The sequence below is a fragment of the Variovorax raffinosi genome, from assembly GCF_051216615.1.
In the GTDB taxonomy this organism is placed as follows: Bacteria; Pseudomonadota; Gammaproteobacteria; order Burkholderiales; family Burkholderiaceae_C; genus Variovorax.
Genome location: NZ_JBPJZR010000008.1, coordinates 238,110 through 260,697 on the forward strand (window position 1 = coordinate 238,110; position 22,588 = coordinate 260,697).

Genomic DNA, 22,588 nt, shown 5'->3' on the forward strand with positions numbered 1-22,588 from the left:
CTCCTGCTGCGGTTCGCGGCGCCAGTTAGCCCACTGCCGCCGGCGGCATGCCGTCGCGCAGCACCTTGATGACACCGATCACGTCCTCATCGGCCTGCCCGCGCCGCATGGCTTCGCCGAACACGATGCGGTTGGTGCGCGCGGCCGGCAGCCAGAGCCCGCGGGCCTCTGCCTCTTCGCAAACGAAGCTGATGTCCTTGAACGCCTGGCTGATGGCTGCCTGCCGCCCGAAGTCGTCGGCCAGCAGCTTGGGCGCCTTCATGCGCAGCACGTCGTTGGCCAGCGGGCCCGCCTGTGCCATCTCCAGGAACTGCTGCACATCGAGCCCGATCGAGCCAGCGAAGTGCACGGCCTCGGTGATGGCCTCGAAGCTGGCGATCAGCAACAGGTTGTTGGCAAGCTTCATCCGCATGGCGCCGGGCACGGCACCACAGCGCACGGTGCGCTTGCCGATGGCGTCGAAGGCCGGTTGCAACGCGTCGAGCTGCGCCGGGTCGGCCGCCGCAACCAGCACGACCAGTTGCCCGGTCTGGGCCGGTGTCTTCGAGCCCGAGACCGGCGCTTCCACATAGCGCGCGCCGGCCGCCACGACCGCACGCTCGAGCGCGAGCGAATACGCCGGCGCCACCGTGGCCATGAGCACGAGGGTCTTGCCTTCGACGGGAATGCCGATGCGCCCTTGCGCATCGCGGCCGAGCACCGCGTCGATCTCCTTGTGGCCCGGCAGCATCAGGATGGTCGCGTCGCAGGCCTCGATGACCTGCGCCGCGCTGTTCGCGATGGCGATGCCCGCTTCACGCAAGGGCTCGCAGCTTTCGGGGCGGCGGCTGAAGACTGTCACGTCGAGCCCCGCCTTCTTGAGGTTGCGCGCAATGGGCTCGCCCATCACGCCGATTCCGATCACACCTATCTTCATGATTTCCTTTCAGGGGAGGCTCAATCTAGGCGAGAGAGGTGTTCTCATAAAATGAATTATTCAGAACGATTCATTCGGCTGGGACGAATCCATGGAACTCTCCGACCTGCAGGTTTTCAAGGCCGTGGTGCAAACCGGCGGCATCGTTCGCGCGGCGGAATCGCTGCACCGGGCGCAGTCGAGCGTCACGGCACGCATCCAGGCGCTGGAAGAAAAACTCGCGGCGCCGCTGTTCATTCGCGAAGGCGGGCGGCTGCAACTGGCACCGGCCGGCCGCGTGCTGCTGCAATACGCCGACCGCCTGCTCGACCTGGCCAAGGAAGCGACCGAGGCCGTGAAGCTCGACCAGCCTTCGGGCGTGCTGCGGCTGGGCGCCATGGAAAGCACGGCGGCGGTGCGCCTGCCGCAGCCACTGGGGGTGTTCCACGACGCGCACCCCGACGTGACGCTGGAGCTGTACATCGGCGACCCGACCGACCACACGCGGCAGGTGCTCAGCGGCGAACTCGATGCGGCGCTGATCGCCATTCCCGCATCGGACAAGCGGCTGGCATCCGTGCCCGTCTATGAAGAAGAGATGGTGCTGATCTCCGAAGCGAAGCACCCGCCGATTGCATCGCCGCGCGACATCGATGCAAGGAGCGCGCTGCTGGCCTTTCATCCGGGCTGCCCGCACCGCAAGCGCTTCGAAGACTGGTTCGCGCGCTCGCACGTGTCGCCCTGGCAGATGGTGGAGATGGGCTCGTACCACGCCATCCTGGGTTGCGTAGCGATCGGGATGGGCGTGGCGCTGGTGCCTGCCAGCGTGCTCAGCACGTATGCGGAGCGCGCGCGACTCGGGGTGCACAGGCTGAGCCCGAAGTTTCGCCATGCGCAGACACGGCTGATCTGGCGAAGGGATGCGCCGCAGGCAAAGATTGTGGCGCTGCGCGAGGTGCTGGTGCCGCGGGGTGGCAAGAAGGCCGGGCGCTGATTTTCGGGCTCCAGCAGGCCTTCTTCGGCCGTCTCTGAACCATCGGCTTTCGCTTTTTCATGCATGCGGCCACTGCTTTGGTCAGGCCGTAGTCAGCCCCGTTCGCATCGTTTGCACGGCCCTTTTTCGGGTCGCTGCGCATGCTAATTCACAGCTAAGTCTTTTGCCTTTTGACTGACACAGGGCAAACCTAGATTAGCTCGCGGTCCGCAGCAATGGCGCAACACATTTGTTGCGTTGCTGCTTACACGCCCCTACCCCACCTTTGAAAGAAGACAGTGAAAGCCATTCAAACAATCAGATCCGGCTTGTTGTGCCCCACGTTGACCGTGCTTGCAGCTTCGCTGCTGGCCGCATGCGGGGGCGGTGGCGACAACTCGGGCCCGTTCGCATTCCCGCCGCCCGCAAGCTCCAACATCACCGTCAGCGGCGTGCTTGCCGCCAGCGCCTTCAAGCCCGGCAGCAGCACCGACCCGGTGATCGCTGCCGGCTACTACGCCGGCGCCACGGTCTGCGTGGACGCCAACAACAACGGCCGTTGCGACAGCGGCGAAACCTCCGCAGTCACGGATGCCAACGGCAAGTTCAGCCTGTCGTTGTCGGGCCCCTCGGCACTCATCGCCGACATCGGCACCAGCGCGAAGAACACCGCAGCCGGCACCAACGTGAGCACGCGCGAAGTGCTGCGCGTCACGCTCGACCAGGTCAAGGAACAGGGCACCGCCGTGGTGGTCAGCCCGCTGTCGTCCGAAGTGGCACGCCTGACTGAAGCCAACGGCACGACCTACACAGTCGAAAAGCAGAACCTGGCCACGCGCCTGGGCGTGCCGGTGGCCTCGCTGCTGGCCGACGCCAACACCGCCAGCGGCAAGGTGCAGACCGCCCTGCTCAACGAGGCCAATGCGCTGAACAACCGCTTTGCCTACGCCACCACCAAGTTCGACCGCGGCGACAAGTTCCCCGACGCGCTGGCCAACCCCGGCGGCGATCCGCGCCTGACCGGCATGGCTGGCGTGACGACGGCCACGGCAAGCGTCGTGGACAACCGCAAGCCCATCACCTTCCTGCAGTCGCAGCAGGCAGCGTTCAATGTCGAGGGCGTCCCGCGCTACGACAACATCTTCATCGTGATGCTGGAAAACAAGGCCACGATGTCGATCCTGAACTCGGCCTACGCGCCCAAGATCAACGGCTACCTGAAGGCCGGCAACCAGCTCGTGAGCTACTACGCCACGGGCAACCCGAGCGAGCCCAACTACACGGCACTGGGTGGTGCCGACGATTGGGGCATTACCGACGACAGCCAGTGGAACTGCGACGCCACCGGCGCCAACGCAGTGCAAGACCTGCCCACGCCCGACAGCTCGCAGCCGGGCCTGAGCAAGTCGCCCTTCGCCGCGACCTGCACGCAGCCAGCCGCCGTGAACCACAACATCGTCGGCAAGCCCAACCTCTTCAACGCGATCACGAACGCCGGCTTGACCTGGCGCACGTACAGCGAGTCGATGAACCCCGGACAGGACTTCCGCACCGACAGCGTGGCCGATCCCGCGGTCACCGCGCAGGACAACGTGTATGCGCCCGGCACCCTGGGTGGCAACACCACGGCCATCGGCAGCGCCGCACTCACGCTGCCGCTGCCCGCCGGCCTGTACAAGACCAAGCACCACCCCGGCATGGCTTACCAGAACGTGCGCAGCGCGCCCGAGTGGAAGTACAGCAATCGCACCATGGGTGGCGGCCAGTGGGATGCCAATCTGAAGAACGGCACCGACGACTACACCATTCCCGCAGGCTACGACTACGACCAGCTCGGCACCGACCTGGCCAGCGGCAATGTGGGCAACCTGAACTTCCTGGTGCCCGACCAGTGCGATGACATGCACGGCATCAGCGTGAAGGGCACCGGCGGCGTCGGCACCGCGAGCGACTGCAGCAGCGTGGCCAACAACGTGTCGGCCACCGCCGTCTCGCCGATCATCACGCGCGGCGACAACTACGTCGACTACACGGTCAAGCGCATCCAGGCTTCGCCGCTGTGGCAGAACCCGCAAAAGCGCGTGGCCATCGTGCTGATGTTCGACGAAGGCAATGCCACCAGCGGCTTCAACTCCTGCTGCGGCTGGAACGTGTCGAACAGCACTGTCGCCAACCCGCTCAAGCAGAACGCGGACGGCACCTGGTCGGTCGATGCCACGATCAACAACTACACCAAGGGCAACCGCGGCCACGGCGAAAGTATCTTCGGCATCCTGACCAACCAGGCCGATGCGCCCAAGGGTGTGTCGGACAGCGATGCCTACAGCCACTTCTCGTTCGTGCGCACGCTGCAGGACATGTTCCAGCTGGCCGATCCGGCGCTCGATGCTTCGTACATGAACCGCTCGAAGTACACCGAGGCCTTCATCGCCGCGAACATCCTGAACCTGCCGGAGTACAAGGCCAGCGCCGACACGCACTTCGACAGCGTGCGCCCGATCAACCACGCCTTCGTGATCCCGGCAGGCTACGCACAGAAGCAGTCGGGTGACGTGTCGACCACGGCGCAGGTCGGGCCGGATGCCAACCAGTCCAACGTCTGGTCGCTGAAGCAATGACAGAGCACCGTTCAGGCCCGAGGGGGCCGGCGGTGACGCGCTGGGGCTGGCTTTTGCTGGCCGCGCTGGGCGCGGCGGGCATCGCGGGTGCGGTGCTCGTCGCGTGCGGTGGTGGCGGCGGTGGCGGCAACGGATCGGCCGCTGTGCTTCCGGGCGCGGCACCGGCCCTGCCGGCGGCCGCGCCTGCATCGGCCAGCACCTTGAGTCTCTCGGCGCAGGTGGGCCAGAAGATGTTCTTCGACAAGAACCTCTCGGGCTCCGGCGCCATGTCTTGTGCCAGTTGCCACGATGCGACGCACGCGTACGCGCCGGCCAACGACCTGTCGGTGCAGCTTGGTGGCGTGCACATGGACCAGGCCGGCCTTCGCGCGGTGCCCTCGCTGCGCTACAAGGACATCACGCCGCCTTATGCCGACCTGCTGGACAACCCGGATGGCATCAGCGTGCCGGGCCCCGGTGGCGGCCTCACGTGGGACGGCCGCGCCGACACGCTGGCCGCGCAGGCCCGCATTCCGCTGCTCGACCCGATCGAGATGGCCAACGCCAGCAGCGCCGACGTGGTGAAGAAGCTGCAGGCCGCGGACTATGCGCCGCTCATCGTCCAGGCCTTCGGCGCCAAGGTGTTCGACAACAGCGACGCGGCCTTCGCCAGTGCGCTGCAAGCCCTTCAGGCCTATCAGCTCGAAGACAAGAGCTTTCATCCGTACAGCAGCAAGTTCGATCTCTACGCAGCCAACAAGATCGGCGGCACGCTCACGCCGGCGGAAACGCGCGGGCTGAAGGTGTTCACCAATCCGGCCACGGGCAATTGCGCGTCGTGCCACTACCAGGGCGCGGGCCTCAACGGCAGCTCGGCACTGTTCACCGACTTTTCGTACGAGGCGATCAGCGTGCCGCGCAACGCGGGCATTCCCGCCAACAACGACTTGAAGTACTTCGACATGGGCGTGTGCGGTCCGCTGCGCACCGACCACGTGCCCGCCGCACCCAATGCAGCGAACAGCTTCTGCGGCATGTTCAAGGCACCGACCATGCGCAACGTGGCGACGCGCACGGCCTTCTTCCACAACGGGGTGATGCACTCGCTGGAACAGGTCATCCGCTTCTACAACACGCGCGACACGCAGCCCGAGCTGTGGTACCCCACCGTGGGTGGCACGCCCAAGGCGGCGAACGACCCCGGGTTTCCGAGCTACGGCCTGATCACCACACAGTACACGGGCGGCAAGGTGCAGAAGTACAACGACCTGCCGGCCGCCTACGCGTCGAACATCGACACGCAATTGCCGATGGACGGCCGCGCAGCCGGCTCGGCGCCTCCCATGTCCGAGCAGGACATCGCCGACCTGATCTGCTTCCTGAACATCCTGAGCGACGCGGACACGAAGCCCGCGACGCCCACAAAGCCGGGTGCCTGCGTCAATTGATCTCCTCTTCCACTTTCATGAACAAGAAAAAAATCTCCCTGGCGTTGGGCGTTGCCGCCCTGGCCGTGCTCGCCGGCTGCGGTCCGCAGAAACCCGAAGCCAATCTGCAGAACCTGACAGTCGCGATGAACGACTACCTGGCGAAGAAGGGCGATCTGTGCCTGGGCAAGACCCAGTGGCCCATCGACGTGCCGCAACGCGAGGCCGGCACGCGCGCGCGCAACGCACTGCAGATGCCCGTGCTGGAGCACATCGGGCTGGTCAGCTCATCCACCGCGAAGGTTCAAGAGACCAGGGAAGGCGAGCAAGCCACCGAGATCACCGTCACGCGGTATGCACTGACCGAGGAAGGCAAGAAGTACGTCTACACGCGCGAGCCGCAGAACGACTTCTGCGCCGCCCGCCTGACGCTCGACAAGATCGTCGGCTGGGAAGCGCGCAAGGACGGCAAGGATGCATCCGCCGTCGTGGTCACCTACACCTACAAGATCGATGCCGCGCCGTGGACGAGCGATGCCGACGTGCAAAGGGTCTTTCCGATGGTCGACCGCGTGGTGCGCGGCGCCGGCACGATGCAACTGAAGCAGAACTTCAAGCCCAGCGAGAGCGGCTGGGTGCCGGCGGACATCTGAGCCGATGGATGCCGTGCTGCGCTTCTCGCCCGCGCTGAGCGACTGGGTGCTGCACAACCTGCGCCAGGGTTGCACGCCGGCACAGGTGGTCGAGGCCATGCGCGCGCAGGACATGCCGGCGGAAGCAGCCAAGTCCATCGTCGATGCCTTCGTGTTCGCGTTGCGCACCGGAAGCCCCGTGCCCATCGATTCGGTGACGGTGGCGCCGGTATACCAGTACGAAGCATCGCGGCTGCCGCCGGGCACGACGATTCGCACCCCGGACCGCCTCGTGCGCGTGGCGGCACGTGCGGTGCAGCCGGCGATGGCCGTGCTGAACGATGTGCTCAGCGCAGAAGAATGCGAAGAGCTGATTGCGCTTGCCAGGCCACGCCTTGCGCCCTCGACCACCGTCGATCCGCTGACCGGGCGCGATCGCGTGGGTGAACAACGCAGCAGCCTGGGCATGTTCTTCCGGCTGCGCGAGAACGCTTTCATCGCGCGGCTCGACGAGCGGGTGTCGGCACTGATGAACATGCCGGTGGAAAACGGCGAAGGCCTGCAGGTGCTGCACTACCCGGCCGGCGCGCAGAGCATGCCGCACTTCGACTTTCTGGTGCCGTCGAACGCGGCCAACCAGGCGTCGCTGGAACGCAGCGGACAGCGTGTGAGCACGCTCGTGAGCTACCTCAACGAAGTGGAAGAAGGCGGCGAGACGGTGTTCCCGGAAACCGGATGGTCGGTGTCGCCGCAACGCGGCAGCGCGGTGTACTTCGAGTATTGCAACAGCCTTGGGCAGGTCGACCATGCGTCGCTGCATGCGGGCGGGGCCGTGCTGCGCGGCGAGAAATGGGTGGCGACCAAGTGGATGCGGCAGCGGCGCTTCGTGGCTGCGGCAGAGGCGTCGAACCTCTGACCGGCATGGGCGTCAGGCGCCGCCCATGCGCTCGATGTTCTCGTTGAGCCGAAGCAGCATCGCCGCCAACTGCTCGATCTCGGCCTGAGAGAAACCGGCCAGCGCCTCCTGCGTGTGCGCGTCCATCAGCGCCTTCGCCTTCGGCAGACGCTTGGAGGCGAGCGGCGTCAGCGATATGAGGCGGCTGCGCTTGTCGGCGGGGTCGTCCACGCGCTCGACCAGGCCGTCGCGCTCCATGCGGGTCAGCAACTGCGCCATGCTGGGCTGCTCCACCTGCGCAATGCGCGCCAGCTCGGCCTGCGACAGCGCCTTGCGTATCTTGAGCGATACCAGCACCGGCAACTGGCCCACGGCAAAGCCGAACTCGCGCAGGCCGCCATCGACGATCCGCGCGAATCCGCGGTTTGCCTGGCCGATGAGCTTCAGGGGATTGGGTGCGTGGGGTTCCGTCATGCCCCGCATTCTATCTACATAGGCTCCTATGCTAATATGGATAGGAACCTATCCTTTCAATGGAGCACCCAGAATGCAAACGCATCCACGCATTGCCATCGTCGGCGCGGGCCCCGGCGGACTCACGCTGGCCCGCCTCCTTCACATCGCCGGCATCCCCACCACCGTGTTCGAGCGCGAAGAAAGTCCGCTCGCGCGCCCGCAAGGCGGCACGCTCGACCTTCACGAAGACTCCGGGCTGCTTGCGCTGCAGCGCGCCGGGCTTGACGACGACTTCCAGCGCATCGCGCGCTACGACGACCAGGGCTCGCGCCTGCTGGACATGTCCGGCCGCCTGTTGTTCGAAGAGGCCGACACCAGCGCAGGCAACCGCCCCGAGGTCGACCGCACCGCGCTGCGCGACATGCTGCTGGACTCGCTGCCGGCGCAGTGCGTGCAGTGGGGCCGCGCACCGCGCGAGCTCAAGCGCCGGGACGACGGCTGCTGGCATCTCGGCTTTGCCGAGGGCGAAGCCGGCCCCTTCGACCTGGTCGTCGGCGCGGATGGCGCATGGTCGTGCGTGCGGCCGCTTCTGTCGCCGTACAAGCCGCAGTACAGCGGCCTGACCTTCATCGAGTTCGGCATCGACGACGTGGATGCGCGCCACCCGACGCTGTCGCGACTGGTCGGCCGGGGCAAGCTGGGGGTCGAGGGCGGCGGCAAGGAAATCATTGCGCAGCGCAACGGCAATGCGCACATCCGCGGCTACGCGATCTTCCGGGCGCCTTTGGACTGGTCGGCGAAGCGCTTCGACTTCACCTCGCCCGCCGCGGTGCGCAGCGCCCTGCTTTCGGAGTTTGCCGACTACGACGATTCGATCACCGATCTCCTGCGCGCCAGCAACGACCATTTTGCGGCCCGCCCCATCCACGCGCTGCCCGTCGGCCACTGCTGGACCAACCGGCACGGGCTGACGCTGCTGGGCGATGCCGCGCACGTGATGTCGCCCTTCGGCGGCGAAGGCGTGAACGCCGCGATGCGCGATGCCGTCGAGTTGGCCGCGTTGCTTGTCGAAGAAGCCGACTGGGCAAGCGCCGTGGCCACTTACGAAACGCAGATGTTCGAGCGCGTGATCGAAGCGGCGCAGGGTTCGGCCGAAGCGGCGGCCGTCCAGATGTCGCACGTCGGCGAGGCGCTGACGCTGGAACATATGCGGCAGCACAGCAGCAGCAACCGCGCCGCTTAGCGCCCTTTTCGTCTCGGGTCGGGTGCCCTCGATGCCTATCGGTTTGACTTTATTTTAGATATATCTAAAATAATTCCGATACACATCAAGAAGGACACCCATCATGAGACATTTCCACTCCGACCATCACCACTGCCGCAACGCCCGCAGCGAGCATGAAGACGGCTTTTCCGGCGGGCGCGGACTCCGTGGCGGACGCGGCGGCGGTGGTGGCGGACGCGTGTTCGGCCATGGCGGCCTGCGCTTCGTGCTGCTGCAGCTCATCGCCGACAAGCCGGCCCACGGCTACGAACTCATCAAGGCCATCGAAGACCGCCTCGGCGGCACCTACGCGCCGAGCCCCGGCGTGGTCTACCCCACGCTCACGCTGCTCGAGGAGCTCGGCTACCTGAGCGTGGAAACCGCCGACAACGGCGGCCGCAAGCGCTACAGCATCACAACCAGCGGCCAGGAGTTCCTGGCGGCCAACCGCGAAATGGCCGACGCGATGATGGCCCGCATGACCGGTGGCGTCGATGGCGCCGGCCCGCGTGGCGGCCGCCCGCCGCAGGTCACGCGCGCCATCGAAAACCTCAAGCTCGCCATGCGCATGCGCCTGTCGGGCCCGCCCCTCACCGAACAACAAGCCCACGATTTCGCCGCGGTGCTCGACAGCGCCGCCCAACAACTGGAACGCATCTGACATCTTCTGAAATGACCGACTTCACCACCACATCCACCACCACCATCCCCGACCGCATGCCGCGCCGCGTGCGCCACGACCTGCGCTTTCGCAAGCTCACGGTGAAGACCGTGCAGCGCGTGACGCCGCACCTGATTCGCATCACGCTGACGGGCGACGACCTTGCGGGCTTCACCAGCCCCGGCTTCGACGACCACGCCAAGATCTTCTTTCCCGATGCCGCCACCGGCCAGTTGACGCTGCCGACGGCCGGCCCCGATGGCCCCGTGTGGCCCGCGAGCGGCCGACCGACCATGCGCGACTACACGCCGCGCCACCATGACGCGAAGGCCGGCACGCTCGACATCGACTTCGCGCTGCACGAAGCCGGCCCCGCCACGCAATGGGCCGAGCAGGCCAAGCCGGGTGACATCGTCGGCGTGGGCGGCCCGCGTGGTTCGTTCATCGTGCCGACCGAATTCGACTGGCACCTGCTGATCGGTGACGACACCGCCCTGCCCGCCATCTCGCGCCGGCTGGCCGAACTGCCGGCCGGCGCGCGCGTGGTCGTGCTGGCGGAAGTCGACAGCGAAGCCGACCAGATTCCGTTCGCTACGCAGGCAGAACTCGCGCTGCACTGGGTGCATCGCCGCGGCGCCGAGCCGGGCCTGAGCCCGGTGCTGGTCGATGCGCTGAAGGCGATGAAGCTGCCGGCTGGCGACTTCCACGCCTGGGTGGGTTGCGAATCGGCGATTGCCAAGGCACTGCGCGCTCACCTCGTGGGCGAGCGCGGTGCCAATCCGAAGTGGACCCGGGCATCGGGTTACTGGCGCCGCGGCGCTGCTGCAACGCACGACTCGCACGACGAGTGATTTGATTCGTCTTGCTCCTTCCCCTTCCGGGGGAAGGTTGGGATGGGGGCAAACGGCGCCCGTTCGGCGCAGTGCTTCATCGAACGCCGCTTGCCCCCACCCCTGCCCTCCCCCGGAAGGGGAGGGAGAAATACCAGAGTCAGTGCGGCACTTCGGCCGGCCCTGATGCCCCCGCATCGCGGCGCGGACTCTTGATCAACAGCAGCAGCGGAATCGCCAGCAACGTGATCACCATCATGATCGCGAAGTCGTCCAGATAGCCGATCAGCGCGCCCTGCCGCGTGACCTCGGCATTGAGCAACGCCAGGCCCGTCAGCGTATCGGGCTGCATCATCGACGGCAGGTTGATCAGCCCCTGGTTACCGGGCGCGACAGTCGCGGCAATCTGCGCATGCGCCTTGCTCGAGCCTTCGGTCAGCAGCGCCTGCACGATCGAGATGCCCACGCTGCTGCCGATGTTGCGCAGCAGGCTGAAGATCGGCGTGCCCTGGTTGCGCAGACGTGGCGCCAACGTGGCGAAGGTTGCGGTCGACAGCGGCACGAAAGTGAAGCCGATGCCCAGCCCCTGGATGAAGCCCGAGAAGATGATCAGGCTGCTGTCCATCTGCAGCGTGAGCCGCGTCATCTGGTAGAGCGAGAAGGCCGTGAGGCCGAAGCCCACCGCCATGATGGCGCGCACGTCGATGCGCTGCACCAGACGCCCGACGATGATCATCGCGATCATCGTGCCGACCCCGCGCGGCGCCGTCACCTCGCCGGTGTAGACCACCGGGTAGCCCATCAGCCCTTGCAGAAAATTGGGCAGCAGCGCCATCGTCGCGAACAGGATCATGCCGACGATGAAGGCGAACAGCAGGCCGGTGACGAAGTTGCGGTCCTTCAGCAGGTCGCGGTCGAAGAACGACACGCCCTGCACTGTCCATGTGTGAACCACGAAGAAGCCGAAGGCTACGAGCGCGGCGGCGGCTTCGAGCTTGATCTCCCACGAGTCGAACCAGTCGAGCTGCTCGCCGCGGTCCAGGAAGAGCTGCAGCATGCCGATGGCAAGGCTCAGCGTGACGAAGCCGAAGATGTCCAGCTTCTCGCCCTGCGGCCGGCTCTCGGGCAGGTAGCGCGCGATGCCCCAGAAGGCGAAGATGCCCACCGGCAGGTTGATGAAGAACACCCAGCGCCAGTCGAAGTTCTCGGTGAGCCAGCCGCCCAGCAGCGGCCCGAGGATCGGCCCGACCATGATGCCGGCGCCCCAGATCGCCATGGCCTGGCCGACCTTCTCGCGCGGGTTGATGTCCAGCAGCACCGCCTGCGACAGCGGCACCAGCGCCGCGCCGAAGATGCCCTGCAGCAGCCGCGCGCCCACGATGCCGACCAGCGATGTCGCCATGCCGCACAACGCCGAGGCCACCGTGAAGCCGATCACCGAGATGAGGAACACGCGCCGCCGGCCCCAGTGGCCGCACAGCCAGCCGGTCAGCGGCAACGCAATGGCCGAGGCCACGATGTACGAGGTGAGCACCCAGGTGATCTGGTCCTGCGAGGCCTGCAGGCTGCCCTGCATGTGGGGCAAGGCGACGTTGGCGATCGTGGTGTCCAGCGCCTGCATGATGGTCGCCAGCATGATCGAGATGGTGATCATGCCGCGGTGCGGCACCTTGGTTCCGGGCGCGACGCTCATGCTTTTGGCTCCCCGCCCGAGGTGATGTCCATCAGGCTGCCGTGCACCTTGGTGAGCAGGCTCAGGAGCTGCGCGCGCTCGGCCTGCGACAGCACCGACATCACGCGGGCATTGAGCCCGTCACTGATGGTGAGCGCGCCATCGAGCGCCTTCTCGGCGCTGGGCTCCAGGTGAATCTTGTTGACGCGGCGGTCGGTGGCGCTGGGCTCGCGGCGAATCCAGCCGGCCGCGGCCATGCGGTCGCACAGGCCGGCCACGGCCATCGGAGTCAGATCGAGGCGCTGGGCCAGTTCGGCTTGCGACAGCGGCTCTTCGTCGCCATGCATGGCCAGCGCACCGAGCAGCCGGCATTGCGCGCTCGACAGGCCGATGCGCTCGCGCGCCAGCCGGTCGAATTCTTCGCCATAGAGCTTCCCCACGCTTTTGACGAGGAAGCCGAAACGCTGCGTGAAGTCCCTTTTCATAAGGGACTAGATTATCTACATGTTTATTAGTTTGGAATGAGGACGTGCGCCCTCAAAGCCAGCCTGCGCGCCTGAACCGGTAGTAGAGATAGCCGCAGGTGGTGACGATCAGCCCCAGCGCCACCGCGTAGCCGTAGCGGAATTTCAGCTCCGGCATGTTCTCGAAGTTCATGCCCCAGATGCCGGCGAAGGCGGTGCACACCGCGAAGATGCTGGCCCAGGCGGCCAGCCGCTTGGTGACTTCGCTTTCCTCGATGGTGACCATCGACAGATTCACCTGGATCGCCGTGCCGATGGTGTCGCGCATGGCATCGATCGAGCCGTTGATGCGCCCCAGGTGGTCGCCCACGTCGCGAAAGTATTCCTGCGAACCCATGCATATCTGCGGCACGCGGCCGCCGTGCATCTTGCCGGCCGCCTCCAGCAGCGGCGCCACCGCGCGCTTGAGGATCATGCTGCGGCGCTTGAGGTCATAAAGCTGCTTGATCTTGTCGCGCGCCGCGCCGCCCTGGCCGAAGATCTGCTGCTCGATGGATTCCAGCTCCACCTCCAGCGCATCGATCACCGGGAAGTAGCGGTCGACCACCGCGTCCATCAGCGCATACAGCACGAAGCCCGCGCCGTTGCGCAGCAGGTCCGGCTCGCGCTCGCAGCGTTCGCGCACGCCCAGAAAGCCCTGCTGGCTGCGGTTGCGCACCGACAGCACGTAGTTGGTGCCGACGAACACGTCGACCTCGCCCACGTTCGTGCAGTGCTCGCCGCCTGACGAGGGCTCGACCAGGTGCATGACGACGAAGAGCGAATCGCCGTACTCCTCCACCTTCGGGCGCTGATGGCCGTGGTGGGCGTCTTCGACCGCCAGCGGATGCAGGCCGAACTCGTGCTGCATCTCGATCAGTTCTTCGTCCGATGCATCGCTCAGCGCCACCCACACGAAACAGCCCGGGCGGCTGATGTAGTCGCTGATGTCCTCGACCGAAATGTCGGCGAGCTTGGCACCGTTTTCATACGCCACGCAGTTGATCAGCATCGGTACCCTTCTGTGTTCAATCTGGACGTCGCTCAGGCGGCCGCGCCGGAATTCGAAGTCGCGGCCAGTTGGGCGGTGGCGGCCAGCGATGCCTCGATGGTTTGCGTTTCGCTCCTGAGCAGCGCGAGCCCTTTGTCAGCCAGCGCGGTGTGGCTCGCAACGTCGGCCCACAGGCTGGCGGCGGCTTCGGAGCATGTCAGCGATGCGAAACGGATACGGCCCTTCGCGAGATCGACGAAACGCGCCTCGCGCAGGGGGTCGGTCCGGTCCCAGGCGCCGCCGATCAGCACGCGCTTGCCGCGCTTGATGCGGGGTTCGAGCTCGGCAAAGAAAGGCAGCTTGGCGGACACCCAACCCAGCATGCCGGTGTTGGCCGCGGTGTCGAAGGCGGAGGGGGCGGTGTGCGCTTTCGCAAAGTCGCGCAAGGTGCCAACGTTGTAGAGCGCCGGGTCCTTGGGCCCGCCTGCGCCGCCTTCCACCGGCCGGATGACGGACGGGTTGTTGCTGTTGCCCGCACGGCCCTCGGGCCGTTTCGACTTGCGCAGGTCCGCGAGTTGGGCCGGTGTGATGCAGAGATACAGCGCGGCAAGCTCCGCGGGCAAGGTGGCGGTGTCGGGCAGCGCGGCGGCGTTCGCTTCAGGGCCTTTGAATTCATCCAGTTGGGCCATGGGCGCCTTTTTTGTACTTCACGCGGGGGTTGCGCTGGGGGATTTTAGAGCGGTGGGTGCGGCCGGAAGGCCGGCGAGCTCGGCGCCGTTTCCGCAGGCGGTTCGGTTGATCGGCGCCGGTATCCCGCAAAGTTCACGGTAACGGGGATCGAGATGGCGCGCCGCGATGCCAGAACCATCGGCCCCTCTCGACAATGAGAAATCACAGGGGCCATCGCCGAGGCAAGGAAACCAACCGTGAAGATCGACACCGAAATCCGCCACGTCACCAAGCCCGGCACCAACCTTTACCTCGAATTGGGCTTTCCGCCCGCCGAGGCCAAGCGCCTGCAGGCCGCGTCGCAAGAGCAGATCAGCCCACCCTCGGGTTTTCAACGTGGTGAACCGAAAGAACCGCCAGATTCACCATCGACACGCTGATTGAAATGCTCAGCCGCATCGGCAAGCCGGTCAAGCTGGTCATCGGCTGAGCGCCCCTCACCCGTCCACGATAATCGCCCGAGTGAAAACGACGACAGCCCAATCCTCCCCCTCGACCAGCGACTTCTCCGGGCACACGCCCATGATGGCGCAATACCTCGGCCTGAAAGCGGACCATCCGAACACCCTGCTGTTCTATCGGATGGGCGATTTCTACGAGCTGTTCTGGGCCGACGCCGAAAAGGCCGCGCGCCTGCTCGACATCACCCTCACCCAGCGTGGCCAATCGGCCGGGCAGCCGGTGGTGATGTGCGGCGTGCCCTTCCACGCGGTCGACACGTATCTCGCGCGGCTCATCAAGCTGGGCGAATCGGTCGCCATCTGCGAGCAGGTGGGCGAGGTCGGCGCCAGCAAGGGGCCGGTCGAGCGCAAGGTGATGCGGGTGGTCACGCCCGGCACGCTGACCGACTCCGAACTGCTCAGCGACAAGAGCGAATCGCTGTTGCTCGCGGTGCATGCGGGCACGCGCAATTTCTGCGGGCTGGCGTGGCTCAGCGTAACCGGCGCCGAGTTGCGGCTTGCCGAATGCCCAGCCGACGCGCTCGAAACCTGGATCGCACGCATTGCGCCGAGCGAACTGCTCTACAGCGCCGAGGTCACACCCGCCTTCGAGCAGCGCCTGAAGGCCGCGCGCACCGCCACGCCCTTCACGCTCTCGATCCGCCCCGCGTGGCAGTTCGATGGCGGCCTGGGCGAACGCAAGCTCAGCGAGCAGATGGGCAGCAACAGCCTTGCTGCGTGGAATGCCGAATCGCTCACCAACGCGCATGCCGCAGCCGCTGCGCTGCTGGGCTATGCCGAGCACACGCAGGGCCGCGCGCTCTCGCACGTGCAGCGCCTGTCGGTCGAGCGCGACGGCGACCTGATCGAGCTGCCGCCCACCACGCGCCGCAACCTCGAACTGGTGCAAACGCTGCGCGGTGAAGACTCGCCCACGATGTTCTCGCTGCTCGACACCTGCATGACGGGCATGGGCAGCCGCCTCGTGAAGCGCTGGCTGCTGTCGCCCCGGCGCGATCGCAGCGAGGCGCAGGCGCGGCTCGAAGCCATCGGCGCGCTGCAGGCCACGGTGCTGGGCGGCACGGCCGCGCCCTGGCGCACGCTGCGCGAGCAACTGAAGAACACCAGCGACGTGGAGCGCATCGCCGCCCGCATCGCGCTGCGGCAGGTGCGTCCGCGCGAACTGCTGGCGCTGCGCCTGGCGCTGTCGAAGGCGGAGCTGCTTGCGCCCCTTCTTCCCGCATCCGCCGCGCTGCTGGCGCAGATTGCCGAACGGCTCGCACCGCCGCCGGGCTGCGCCGACCTGCTGACCAGCGCAATCAAGCCCGACCCGTCGGCGCTGGTGCGTGACGGCGGCGTGATCGCCACCGGCCACGATGCCGAACTCGACGAGCTGCGCGCCATCAGCGACAACTGCGACGACTTCCTGCTCAAGCTCGAAGTCAGCGAACGCGAGCGCACCGGCATCAGCAACCTGCGGGTGCAGTTCAACCGGGTGCACGGCTTCTACATCGAGGTGACGCAGAGCGCGCTCTCGAAGGTGCCCGACAACTACCGCCGCCGCCAGACGCTGAAGAACGCCGAGCGCTTCATCACGCCCGAGCTGAAGGCCTTCGAGGACAAGGCCCTGAGCGCGCAAGACCGCGCGCTGGCCCGCGAGAAGTGGCTCTACGAACAGTTGCTCGATGCGCTGCAGCCCTCGGTACATGCGCTCACGCAACTGGCCGGCGGCATTGCCGCGCTCGACGCGCTCTGCGCGCTGGCCGAGCGCTCGCACACGCTGCACTGGCGTGCGCCGAGCTTCGTGTCACACCCGTGCATCGAGATCCAGCAGGGGCGCCACCCGGTGGTCGAGGCAAGGCTGGCCGAAAAGTCGTCGGGCGGCTTCATCGCCAACGACACGCAGCTCGGACCGCAACAGCGCATGCAGGTCATCACCGGCCCCAACATGGGCGGTAAGTCGACCTACATGCGGCAGGTGGCGATCATCGTGCTGCTGGCGTCCATCGGCTCGCACGTGCCGGCGGCGGCTTGCCGGCTCGGACCGATCGACGCGATCCACACCCGCATCGGCGCGGCGGACGACCTGGCCAACGCGCAGTCGACCTTCATGCTGGAGATGACCGAGGCCGCGCAGATCCTGCACAGCGCCACCGCGCAGTCGCTGGTGCTGATGGACGAAATCGGCCGAGGCACCAGCACCTTCGACGGGCTGGCGCTGGCCGCCGGCATCGCGGCGCAACTGCACGACCGCAGCAAGGCCTTCACGCTCTTCGCCACCCACTACTTCGAGCTGACCGAGTTTCCGGCCACGCACCACGGCGCGGTGAACATGCACGTGAGCGCCACCGAAGCCGGCCGCGACATCGTGTTCCTGCACGAGATGCAGCCCGGCCCGGCCAGCAAGAGCTACGGTATCCAGGTCGCGCGCCTGGCCGGCATGCCGGCGGCGGTGGTCAACCATGCGCGGCAGGCGCTGGAGGCACTTGAATCGCAGCATGCGCAAACTCGTGCACAGGTCGACCTGTTTGCGCCCCCTCCGGTGGCCGAGACGCCGCTGTCCAGCGCCGTAGAATCCGCGCTGGCCGCGCTAGACCCCGACACCATGAGCCCGCGCGAGGCCCTCGACGCGCTCTATGCCCTCCAGAAACTGAACACGCGTGAACGCAGTACCGCCTGAGCGGGCCTGATTCATGCGAGACGAACTCATGACTTATTGCGTAGGCATCAAACTCAACGCCGGCCTGGTGTTTCTCTCCGACTCGCGCACGAACGCGGGCGTGGACCACATCAGCACCTTCCGCAAGATGATCGTCTACGAGCAGCCGGGCGACCGCGTCATGGTGCTGCTGTCTTCGGGCAACCTGAGCATTTCGCAGTCGGTGCGCGAGATCCTGCAGGTCGAAGAACTGCGCGAAACGCGCGAAGACGGCACGCAGGGCGAGCCCATCACCATCTGGAACGCCAAGAGCATGTTCGATGCCGCGCGCGTGCTCGGCTCGGCGGTGCGCCATGTGTACGACCGCGACGCCGAGGCGCTGAAGCACGCGGGCCTGGACTTCAACGTGTCCTTCATCTTCGGCGGGCAGGTCAAGGGCGAAGGCATGCGCCTCTTCCTGGTCTACGCAGCCGGCAACTTCATCGAAGCCACCACCGAAACGCCCTACTTCCAGGTCGGCGAGTCGAAGTACGGCAAGCCGGTGCTCGACCGCGTGCTCACGCCCGAAACCCCGCTCGACGAAGCCGCCAAGTGCGCGCTGGTGTCGATGGACTCGACCATGAAGTCGAACCTGTCGGTCGGCCTGCCGCTCGACCTGGTGGTGTACGAGGCCAACAAGCTCGAAACCGATCGCGTGATCTGCATCGACGCCGACAACCCCTACTACCGCATGATGCACAACAGCTGGGGGCAGAAGCTGCGCGAAGTGTTCGACAGCATCGAAGACCCGGTATGGGACGACAGCGCCACCGAGCATCCGCTGAAGATGCCCGCCACGCGCCACAGCCCGCTGCGCAAGATCTCGACCCCCGACGAAAAGCTCATCTGAGCGCGGCACCGGCCATGGCCATGCCGCCCGTCGTCTTCTCGCACGGCAACAGCTTCCCCGCGAGCACTTATCGCGTTCTCCTCGACAGCCTGCGCAACCGCGGCTTCGAGGTCGATGCCATCGAGAAATTCGGGCACGACCCGAAGTACCCCGTCACCGACAACTGGCCGCACCTGGTGCAGCAACTGGCCGACTTTGCACAGCAGCGCGCCGACCGCGCGGGCGGCCCGGTGTTCCTCATCGGCCATTCGCTCGGCGGCTTTCTGAGTTTGATGTGCGCGGCGCTGCACCCGACTCTGGCCAAGGGCGTGGTGCTGATCGACTCCCCCATCCTCGGCGGCTGGCGCGCCAACACGCTCAACGTGGTCAAGCGCACGCCGCTCATGAAGAGCATTTCGCCCGGGGCCATCAGCCGCAAGCGCAAGAACACCTGGGCGCACCGCGAGGCGGTGTTCGAGCATTTCCGCAGCAAGAAGGCGTTTGCGAAGTGGGACGAACAGGTGCTGCACGACTACATCGACCACGGCACCTTCGACGGCCTGAACGCCGGCGAGGACAGCCGCGAGCTGAGCTTCGACCGCGACGTGGAAACCGCGATCTACAACACCCTGCCCCACAACCTGGGCGCGCTGCTGCGCAGCCATCCGCTCAAGTGCAAGGCCGCCTTCATCGGCGGGCGCCAGTCGGCCGAGATGAAGCGCGTGGGCATGGCGATGACCCAGCAGGTCACCAAGGGCCGCATCGCCATGCTCGACGGCAGCCACCTGTTTCCGATGGAAAAGCCGCTCGCCACAGCCGCCGCTGTCGAAGCGGCGCTGCGCAACCTGCTCTGATCGCTCGCGTCACCCCTGGGTGACGTGCACCCCCGGCCGCTGGCCGGCATTCCACTTGCCATCCAGGGCCCGCTCGATCTGCGCGGCCAGTTGCAGCAGCAGCCCGTCATTAGCCTGCGCCGCCTGCGCCTGGATGCCCAGCGGCAGGCCGTTTTCCTGCGCCGCCATCGGCAGCGAAATGCCGGGCATGCCGCACAGGTTGGCCAGCGGCGTGTACGCAAAGTTCTGCCACAGGTTCGCGAACCAGTCGTGCACCGACGGGTTCGTGCTGGTCGTCAGGTACTCGCTGGTGCCGACCTTGGGCGTGGGCAGCCCGGTGATCGGCGTGAGGATGACATCCCAGTGCTGGAAGAAGTTGCCGAACGCGCGCGAGGTGCTGTTGAACACCGCCTGCATCTTCGAGCGCTCGGTGTACGAGGTGCCCACGCCGGCTTCCCAGATCTTGATGTTGATGGGCTCCAGCAGATCGGTGGGCGGGCGCTCCAGCCCCAGGCGGTGCAGATGGCCGTCGATGACCTGCGCGAAGTTGCTGATGTAGCAGGTGGTCTGCGCGGCAAAGGCGGTCTGAAAGTCCACCTCGGGCAGCACCCATTCGACATGGTGGCCCAGCCCTTCGAGAAACTTGCCGACGCGCTCCAGCTCGGCCACGAAGTGCGGCGTGGCGCGAAAGTCGCCCCACTCGTGTGACAGCGCAATGCGCAGGCGGCCGGGGTCCTTCTTGATGAGTTCGCTGTAAGGCTGCGCCGGTGACCAGAACGGCATGAACTCGCCCGGCGCGCCGCCTCGGCAGTGGTCGACGAAGGCTGCCGTGTCGCGCACGGTGCGGCTGTGGCAGCCCTGGATCGACACCAGGCCCGAGAGGTCCGACAGCCCCGGCGCCAGCGAGAACACGCCGCGCGACACCTTCAGTCCGATGTTGCCGTTCACGCCGGCCGGAATGCGGATGGAGCCGCCGCCATCGGTGGCATGCGACAGCGGCAGCACGCCAGCAGCCACGGCCGCAGCGGTGCCGGCCGAAGAGCCGCAGGTTGTGTATTCGAGGTCCCAGGGATTGCGCGTGAGGAAGAGCGCGTTCTCGACCGAGCTGCACACGCCGAACTCGGGCGTGGTGCTGCGGCCGATGATGTTCAGGCCCGCGTTGCGGATCTTGCCGGTGAGAAAACTGTCCGCCGCCGGGCGATGGCCCTGCATCATCATCGAGCCGAATTCCTGCAGCCGGCCCTTCAGCGTCGGGCCGAGGTCTTTCATCAAATAGGGCAGGCCCGCGAACACGCCAGCGGGGTTCATGCCGTCCTTCAGCGGATCGGCCACCACGTCGTCGAACACCTCGACCACCGCGTCCAGTTGCGGATTGGTCTTGGCGATGCCGGCTGCCGTCTGTGCCGCCAGTTCGGCTGCGGTCACATCGCCCTTGCGCACGCGCTCGGCCAGTCCTACGCCGTCGTGTGCGGTCCATTCTTCCCAGCTCATTGCCAATGTCATCTCTTGTGCTTCCTTTGTTCCTTGTTGTGTTGCGCTGCTGTTGTTTGGTGCAGGTTCGGGCTCGGGTTCATTCGGGGCGAGTGCGAATGACACCAGGTGCTCCCCTCCGCGAATGTCCCCCGCTTCGCTCCTCCTTTATTTCGCTGCGGGGAGCTCCTGGTGTCATTCGCACATGGGCACGCTGCTGGTGAATCGCTGATCAACAACCGCTCTGTCCAACGCTCACGTCGATACGGGGCTCTTTTTCGCGAAATAAAGGAGGAGCGAAGCGGGGGACATTCGCGAAAAAGAGCACCGTGTCGGCGTGAGCGTCGCCCTGAATAGCCCCAGCCCCAAACAAACCACCTCACACCCAGCGTACCCCCGCTAGCCGACCCCGTCCCAGCAACGCACCGACACCGCACCACCGCAATCGACCAATGCAACAACGCGCAGGCTTTTTTTGCCGGACGTGTCGGCGCGACGCATACTCGTCCAGCGTCGGATGCAACACAAGGAAGACCATGCTCTATGCCATCCTGATCTACGGTTCCGAGTCCGCGATGGCCGCCTCGGCGCCCGGTGCCGAAGAGGAAATTCTTGAACGCCACGCCGACCTGCGCGACGACCTGCAGGCACAGGGCCGGCTCGGCACCGTGCTTCGGCTGATGCCCGACATGGCCACCACCGTGCGCCGCGCCGGCGACACGCATCCGCTGGTCACCGACGGTCCGTTCGCCGAAACCCGGGAACAACTCATGGGCCTCTACACCGTCGAGTGCGAAACCGTCGAGGAAGCCACCCACGCAGCGCACCGGCTGGCCTTCGAGGGCGGCGTGTTCGAGATCCGGCCGATCACCTGGTACGACCCGGGCGTGATCCCGGCGCGCATTCCGCAGGTCTGAGGCCCCCCACCCCAAAAAAGGTGGCTCCCTAGAATCGCGCGGGTCATCCAGAACCCGCCCCCCCGCATGCCACTGCAGCCCGAGTCCCTGTTGTCCACGCCCGCCCTTGTCGACGCGCTGATCGTCGATCCGTTCTACCTGGCGATCTCCGTCGATTTCGAGAATGACATGCCAGCCCGCAAGGCGGTGCTGGCCGCGTACTTTGCGTACTCGCTGGGCGAGGCCGGCAGGACCGGGCGCTGCGAAACGCTGGAAGACCGTGAGCTGGGAGCCGCGGCCTGGCTGTTGCCACGAACCGAGCCGGTGGACGCGCACGAGTCGGCCGCGAAGAACGCGTTTCTGGCGCGCACCCTGGGCCCGCGCGGCCATGAGAACTACCACCGCATCGTCGAGTTCATGAGCCCGCACGCGAGCGCCGCCGTGCCGGCGCAGGCCTGGTATCTGTCGATCCTCGGCGTCTCGCCTGCCGCGCAGGGGCGCGGACTGGGCGCGAGGCTGCTGGCGCCCACGCTGGCCGAGGCCGATGCGGCTGGCGTTCCCTGCTATCTGGAAACCTTCACGCCGCGCAGCGTGGCGTTCTACGAGCGCATGGGCTTCCGGCGCGAGGCCAGCCCGCTGGAGCCAGTCACGAACTCGGTGTACGAAATCATGTGCCGGCCCGCTTCGGTAGCCCCGCCCATCACCGCCCCTTGACCCGAACGTCGACCGACTTGCCTTGCGATCGTGCGCTTTACGGTGCCGCCACCCGGGCTTCGAGGTCGATATTCCAGACTGAGCGATAGTTTTTGTTCATTCGGCGGGCTCCCTCACTTGTAAATATCGCAATGAAAGATACAAATGGGAATAGCCAGCAACAAATCCTGAAAATAAGTAGAA

20 protein-coding genes and 1 pseudogene are annotated in these 22,588 nt (G+C 66.3%); 14 read left to right on the forward strand and 7 right to left on the reverse strand.

The window, feature by feature from the left end; translation table 11 throughout:
- Positions 1-25: 25 nt before the first annotated feature.
- Complete coding sequence (locus tag ACSFB7_RS23615) at positions 26-916, reverse strand: NAD(P)-dependent oxidoreductase (protein WP_435474504.1); 891 nt, start codon at positions 914-916, stop codon at positions 26-28.
- 91 nt (positions 917-1,007) lie between these two features.
- Here ACSFB7_RS23615 and ACSFB7_RS23620 point away from each other — a divergent pair, with 91 nt between their 5' ends.
- The 5 genes from ACSFB7_RS23620 (at position 1,008) to ACSFB7_RS23640 (ending at position 7,440) form a co-directional block, all read left to right on the forward strand.
- Positions 1,008-1,889 carry a LysR family transcriptional regulator gene (locus ACSFB7_RS23620; RefSeq protein WP_435474506.1) on the forward strand — a complete coding sequence of 294 codons (882 nt, stop codon included), beginning with the start codon at positions 1,008-1,010 and terminating at the stop codon, positions 1,887-1,889.
- A 308-nt stretch (positions 1,890-2,197) separates the two neighbouring features.
- On the forward strand, positions 2,198-4,486 hold the full coding sequence (locus ACSFB7_RS23625; protein WP_435474508.1) for a phosphoesterase: 2,289 nt from the start codon (positions 2,198-2,200) through the stop codon (positions 4,484-4,486).
- Entirely contained in the window at positions 4,483-5,913 is a 1,431-nt protein-coding gene (locus ACSFB7_RS23630) for a cytochrome-c peroxidase (RefSeq protein WP_435474510.1), read from the forward strand. The genes ACSFB7_RS23625 and ACSFB7_RS23630 overlap by 4 nt, the downstream gene beginning before the upstream one ends.
- Before the next feature lie 17 nt (positions 5,914-5,930).
- Positions 5,931-6,545, forward strand: coding sequence for a hypothetical protein (locus tag ACSFB7_RS23635; RefSeq protein ID WP_435474512.1), 615 nt, complete (start codon positions 5,931-5,933; stop codon positions 6,543-6,545).
- A gap of 4 nt (positions 6,546-6,549) precedes the next feature.
- Positions 6,550-7,440 (forward strand): 2OG-Fe(II) oxygenase, encoded by an 891-nt coding sequence (locus ACSFB7_RS23640; protein ID WP_435474514.1) that lies wholly within the window; start codon positions 6,550-6,552, stop codon positions 7,438-7,440.
- Between the two features lie 12 nt (positions 7,441-7,452).
- On the opposite strand, the gene ACSFB7_RS23645 is transcribed toward ACSFB7_RS23640, so the two are convergent.
- On the reverse strand, positions 7,453-7,893 hold the full coding sequence (locus ACSFB7_RS23645; RefSeq protein ID WP_435474516.1) for a MarR family winged helix-turn-helix transcriptional regulator: 441 nt from the start codon (positions 7,891-7,893) through the stop codon (positions 7,453-7,455).
- Between the two features lie 73 nt (positions 7,894-7,966).
- Here ACSFB7_RS23645 and ACSFB7_RS23650 point away from each other — a divergent pair, with 73 nt between their 5' ends.
- The 3 genes from ACSFB7_RS23650 (at position 7,967) to ACSFB7_RS23660 (ending at position 10,651) form a co-directional block, all read left to right on the forward strand.
- Positions 7,967-9,118, forward strand: a complete 1,152-nt coding sequence (locus ACSFB7_RS23650) for an FAD-dependent oxidoreductase (protein WP_435474518.1) — start codon at positions 7,967-7,969, stop codon at positions 9,116-9,118.
- A gap of 103 nt (positions 9,119-9,221) precedes the next feature.
- Positions 9,222-9,800, forward strand: coding sequence for a PadR family transcriptional regulator (locus tag ACSFB7_RS23655; RefSeq protein WP_435474520.1), 579 nt, complete (start codon positions 9,222-9,224; stop codon positions 9,798-9,800).
- An 11-nt stretch (positions 9,801-9,811) separates the two neighbouring features.
- On the forward strand, positions 9,812-10,651 hold the full coding sequence (locus ACSFB7_RS23660; RefSeq protein ID WP_435474522.1) for a siderophore-interacting protein: 840 nt from the start codon (positions 9,812-9,814) through the stop codon (positions 10,649-10,651).
- Positions 10,652-10,790: 139 nt separating this feature from the next.
- Here ACSFB7_RS23660 and ACSFB7_RS23665 read toward each other — a convergent pair whose 3' ends face one another.
- The 4 genes from ACSFB7_RS23665 to ACSFB7_RS23680 are packed head-to-tail and all read right to left on the reverse strand — an operon-like array spanning position 10,791 to position 14,485.
- Positions 10,791-12,323: a DHA2 family efflux MFS transporter permease subunit gene (locus tag ACSFB7_RS23665; protein WP_435474524.1), complete on the reverse strand. Its 1,533-nt coding sequence runs from the start codon at positions 12,321-12,323 to the stop codon at positions 10,791-10,793.
- The gene (locus ACSFB7_RS23670; protein ID WP_435474526.1) at positions 12,320-12,787 is read right to left on the reverse strand and encodes a MarR family winged helix-turn-helix transcriptional regulator; all 468 of its coding nucleotides are present in this window, start codon (positions 12,785-12,787) and stop codon (positions 12,320-12,322) included. The genes ACSFB7_RS23665 and ACSFB7_RS23670 overlap by 4 nt, the downstream gene beginning before the upstream one ends.
- Before the next feature lie 52 nt (positions 12,788-12,839).
- Positions 12,840-13,817 carry a magnesium and cobalt transport protein CorA gene (locus ACSFB7_RS23675; protein ID WP_435474528.1) on the reverse strand — a complete coding sequence of 326 codons (978 nt, stop codon included), beginning with the start codon at positions 13,815-13,817 and terminating at the stop codon, positions 12,840-12,842.
- Between the two features lie 32 nt (positions 13,818-13,849).
- The gene (locus ACSFB7_RS23680; RefSeq protein ID WP_435474530.1) at positions 13,850-14,485 is read right to left on the reverse strand and encodes a hypothetical protein; all 636 of its coding nucleotides are present in this window, start codon (positions 14,483-14,485) and stop codon (positions 13,850-13,852) included.
- Between the two features lie 237 nt (positions 14,486-14,722).
- On the opposite strand from ACSFB7_RS23680, the pseudogene ACSFB7_RS23685 reads away from it, so the two are divergent.
- From ACSFB7_RS23685 to ACSFB7_RS23700, 4 genes and pseudogenes are all read left to right on the forward strand, one after another.
- A pseudogene (locus ACSFB7_RS23685) lies at positions 14,723-14,955 on the forward strand (hypothetical protein).
- A 92-nt stretch (positions 14,956-15,047) separates the two neighbouring features.
- Positions 15,048-17,645: a DNA mismatch repair protein MutS gene (gene mutS, locus ACSFB7_RS23690; RefSeq protein WP_435474731.1), complete on the forward strand. Its 2,598-nt coding sequence runs from the start codon at positions 15,048-15,050 to the stop codon at positions 17,643-17,645.
- Between the two features lie 28 nt (positions 17,646-17,673).
- Positions 17,674-18,513 (forward strand): proteasome-type protease, encoded by an 840-nt coding sequence (locus ACSFB7_RS23695; RefSeq protein ID WP_435474733.1) that lies wholly within the window; start codon positions 17,674-17,676, stop codon positions 18,511-18,513.
- A gap of 14 nt (positions 18,514-18,527) precedes the next feature.
- Positions 18,528-19,346, forward strand: a complete 819-nt coding sequence (locus ACSFB7_RS23700) for an alpha/beta hydrolase (RefSeq protein ID WP_435474531.1) — start codon at positions 18,528-18,530, stop codon at positions 19,344-19,346.
- Between the two features lie 9 nt (positions 19,347-19,355).
- Here ACSFB7_RS23700 and ACSFB7_RS23705 read toward each other — a convergent pair whose 3' ends face one another.
- A complete protein-coding gene (locus ACSFB7_RS23705) occupies positions 19,356-20,828 on the reverse strand; it encodes an amidase (RefSeq protein ID WP_435474533.1) in 1,473 nt (490 codons plus the stop codon).
- Positions 20,829-21,331: 503 nt separating this feature from the next.
- Here ACSFB7_RS23705 and ACSFB7_RS23710 point away from each other — a divergent pair.
- Together ACSFB7_RS23710 and ACSFB7_RS23715 are read left to right on the forward strand one after the other, a co-directional pair.
- Positions 21,332-21,712, forward strand: coding sequence for a YciI family protein (locus ACSFB7_RS23710; protein WP_435474535.1), 381 nt, complete (start codon positions 21,332-21,334; stop codon positions 21,710-21,712).
- A gap of 66 nt (positions 21,713-21,778) precedes the next feature.
- Positions 21,779-22,405 (forward strand): GNAT family N-acetyltransferase, encoded by a 627-nt coding sequence (locus tag ACSFB7_RS23715; RefSeq protein WP_435474537.1) that lies wholly within the window; start codon positions 21,779-21,781, stop codon positions 22,403-22,405.
- Positions 22,406-22,588 lie beyond the last annotated feature (183 nt).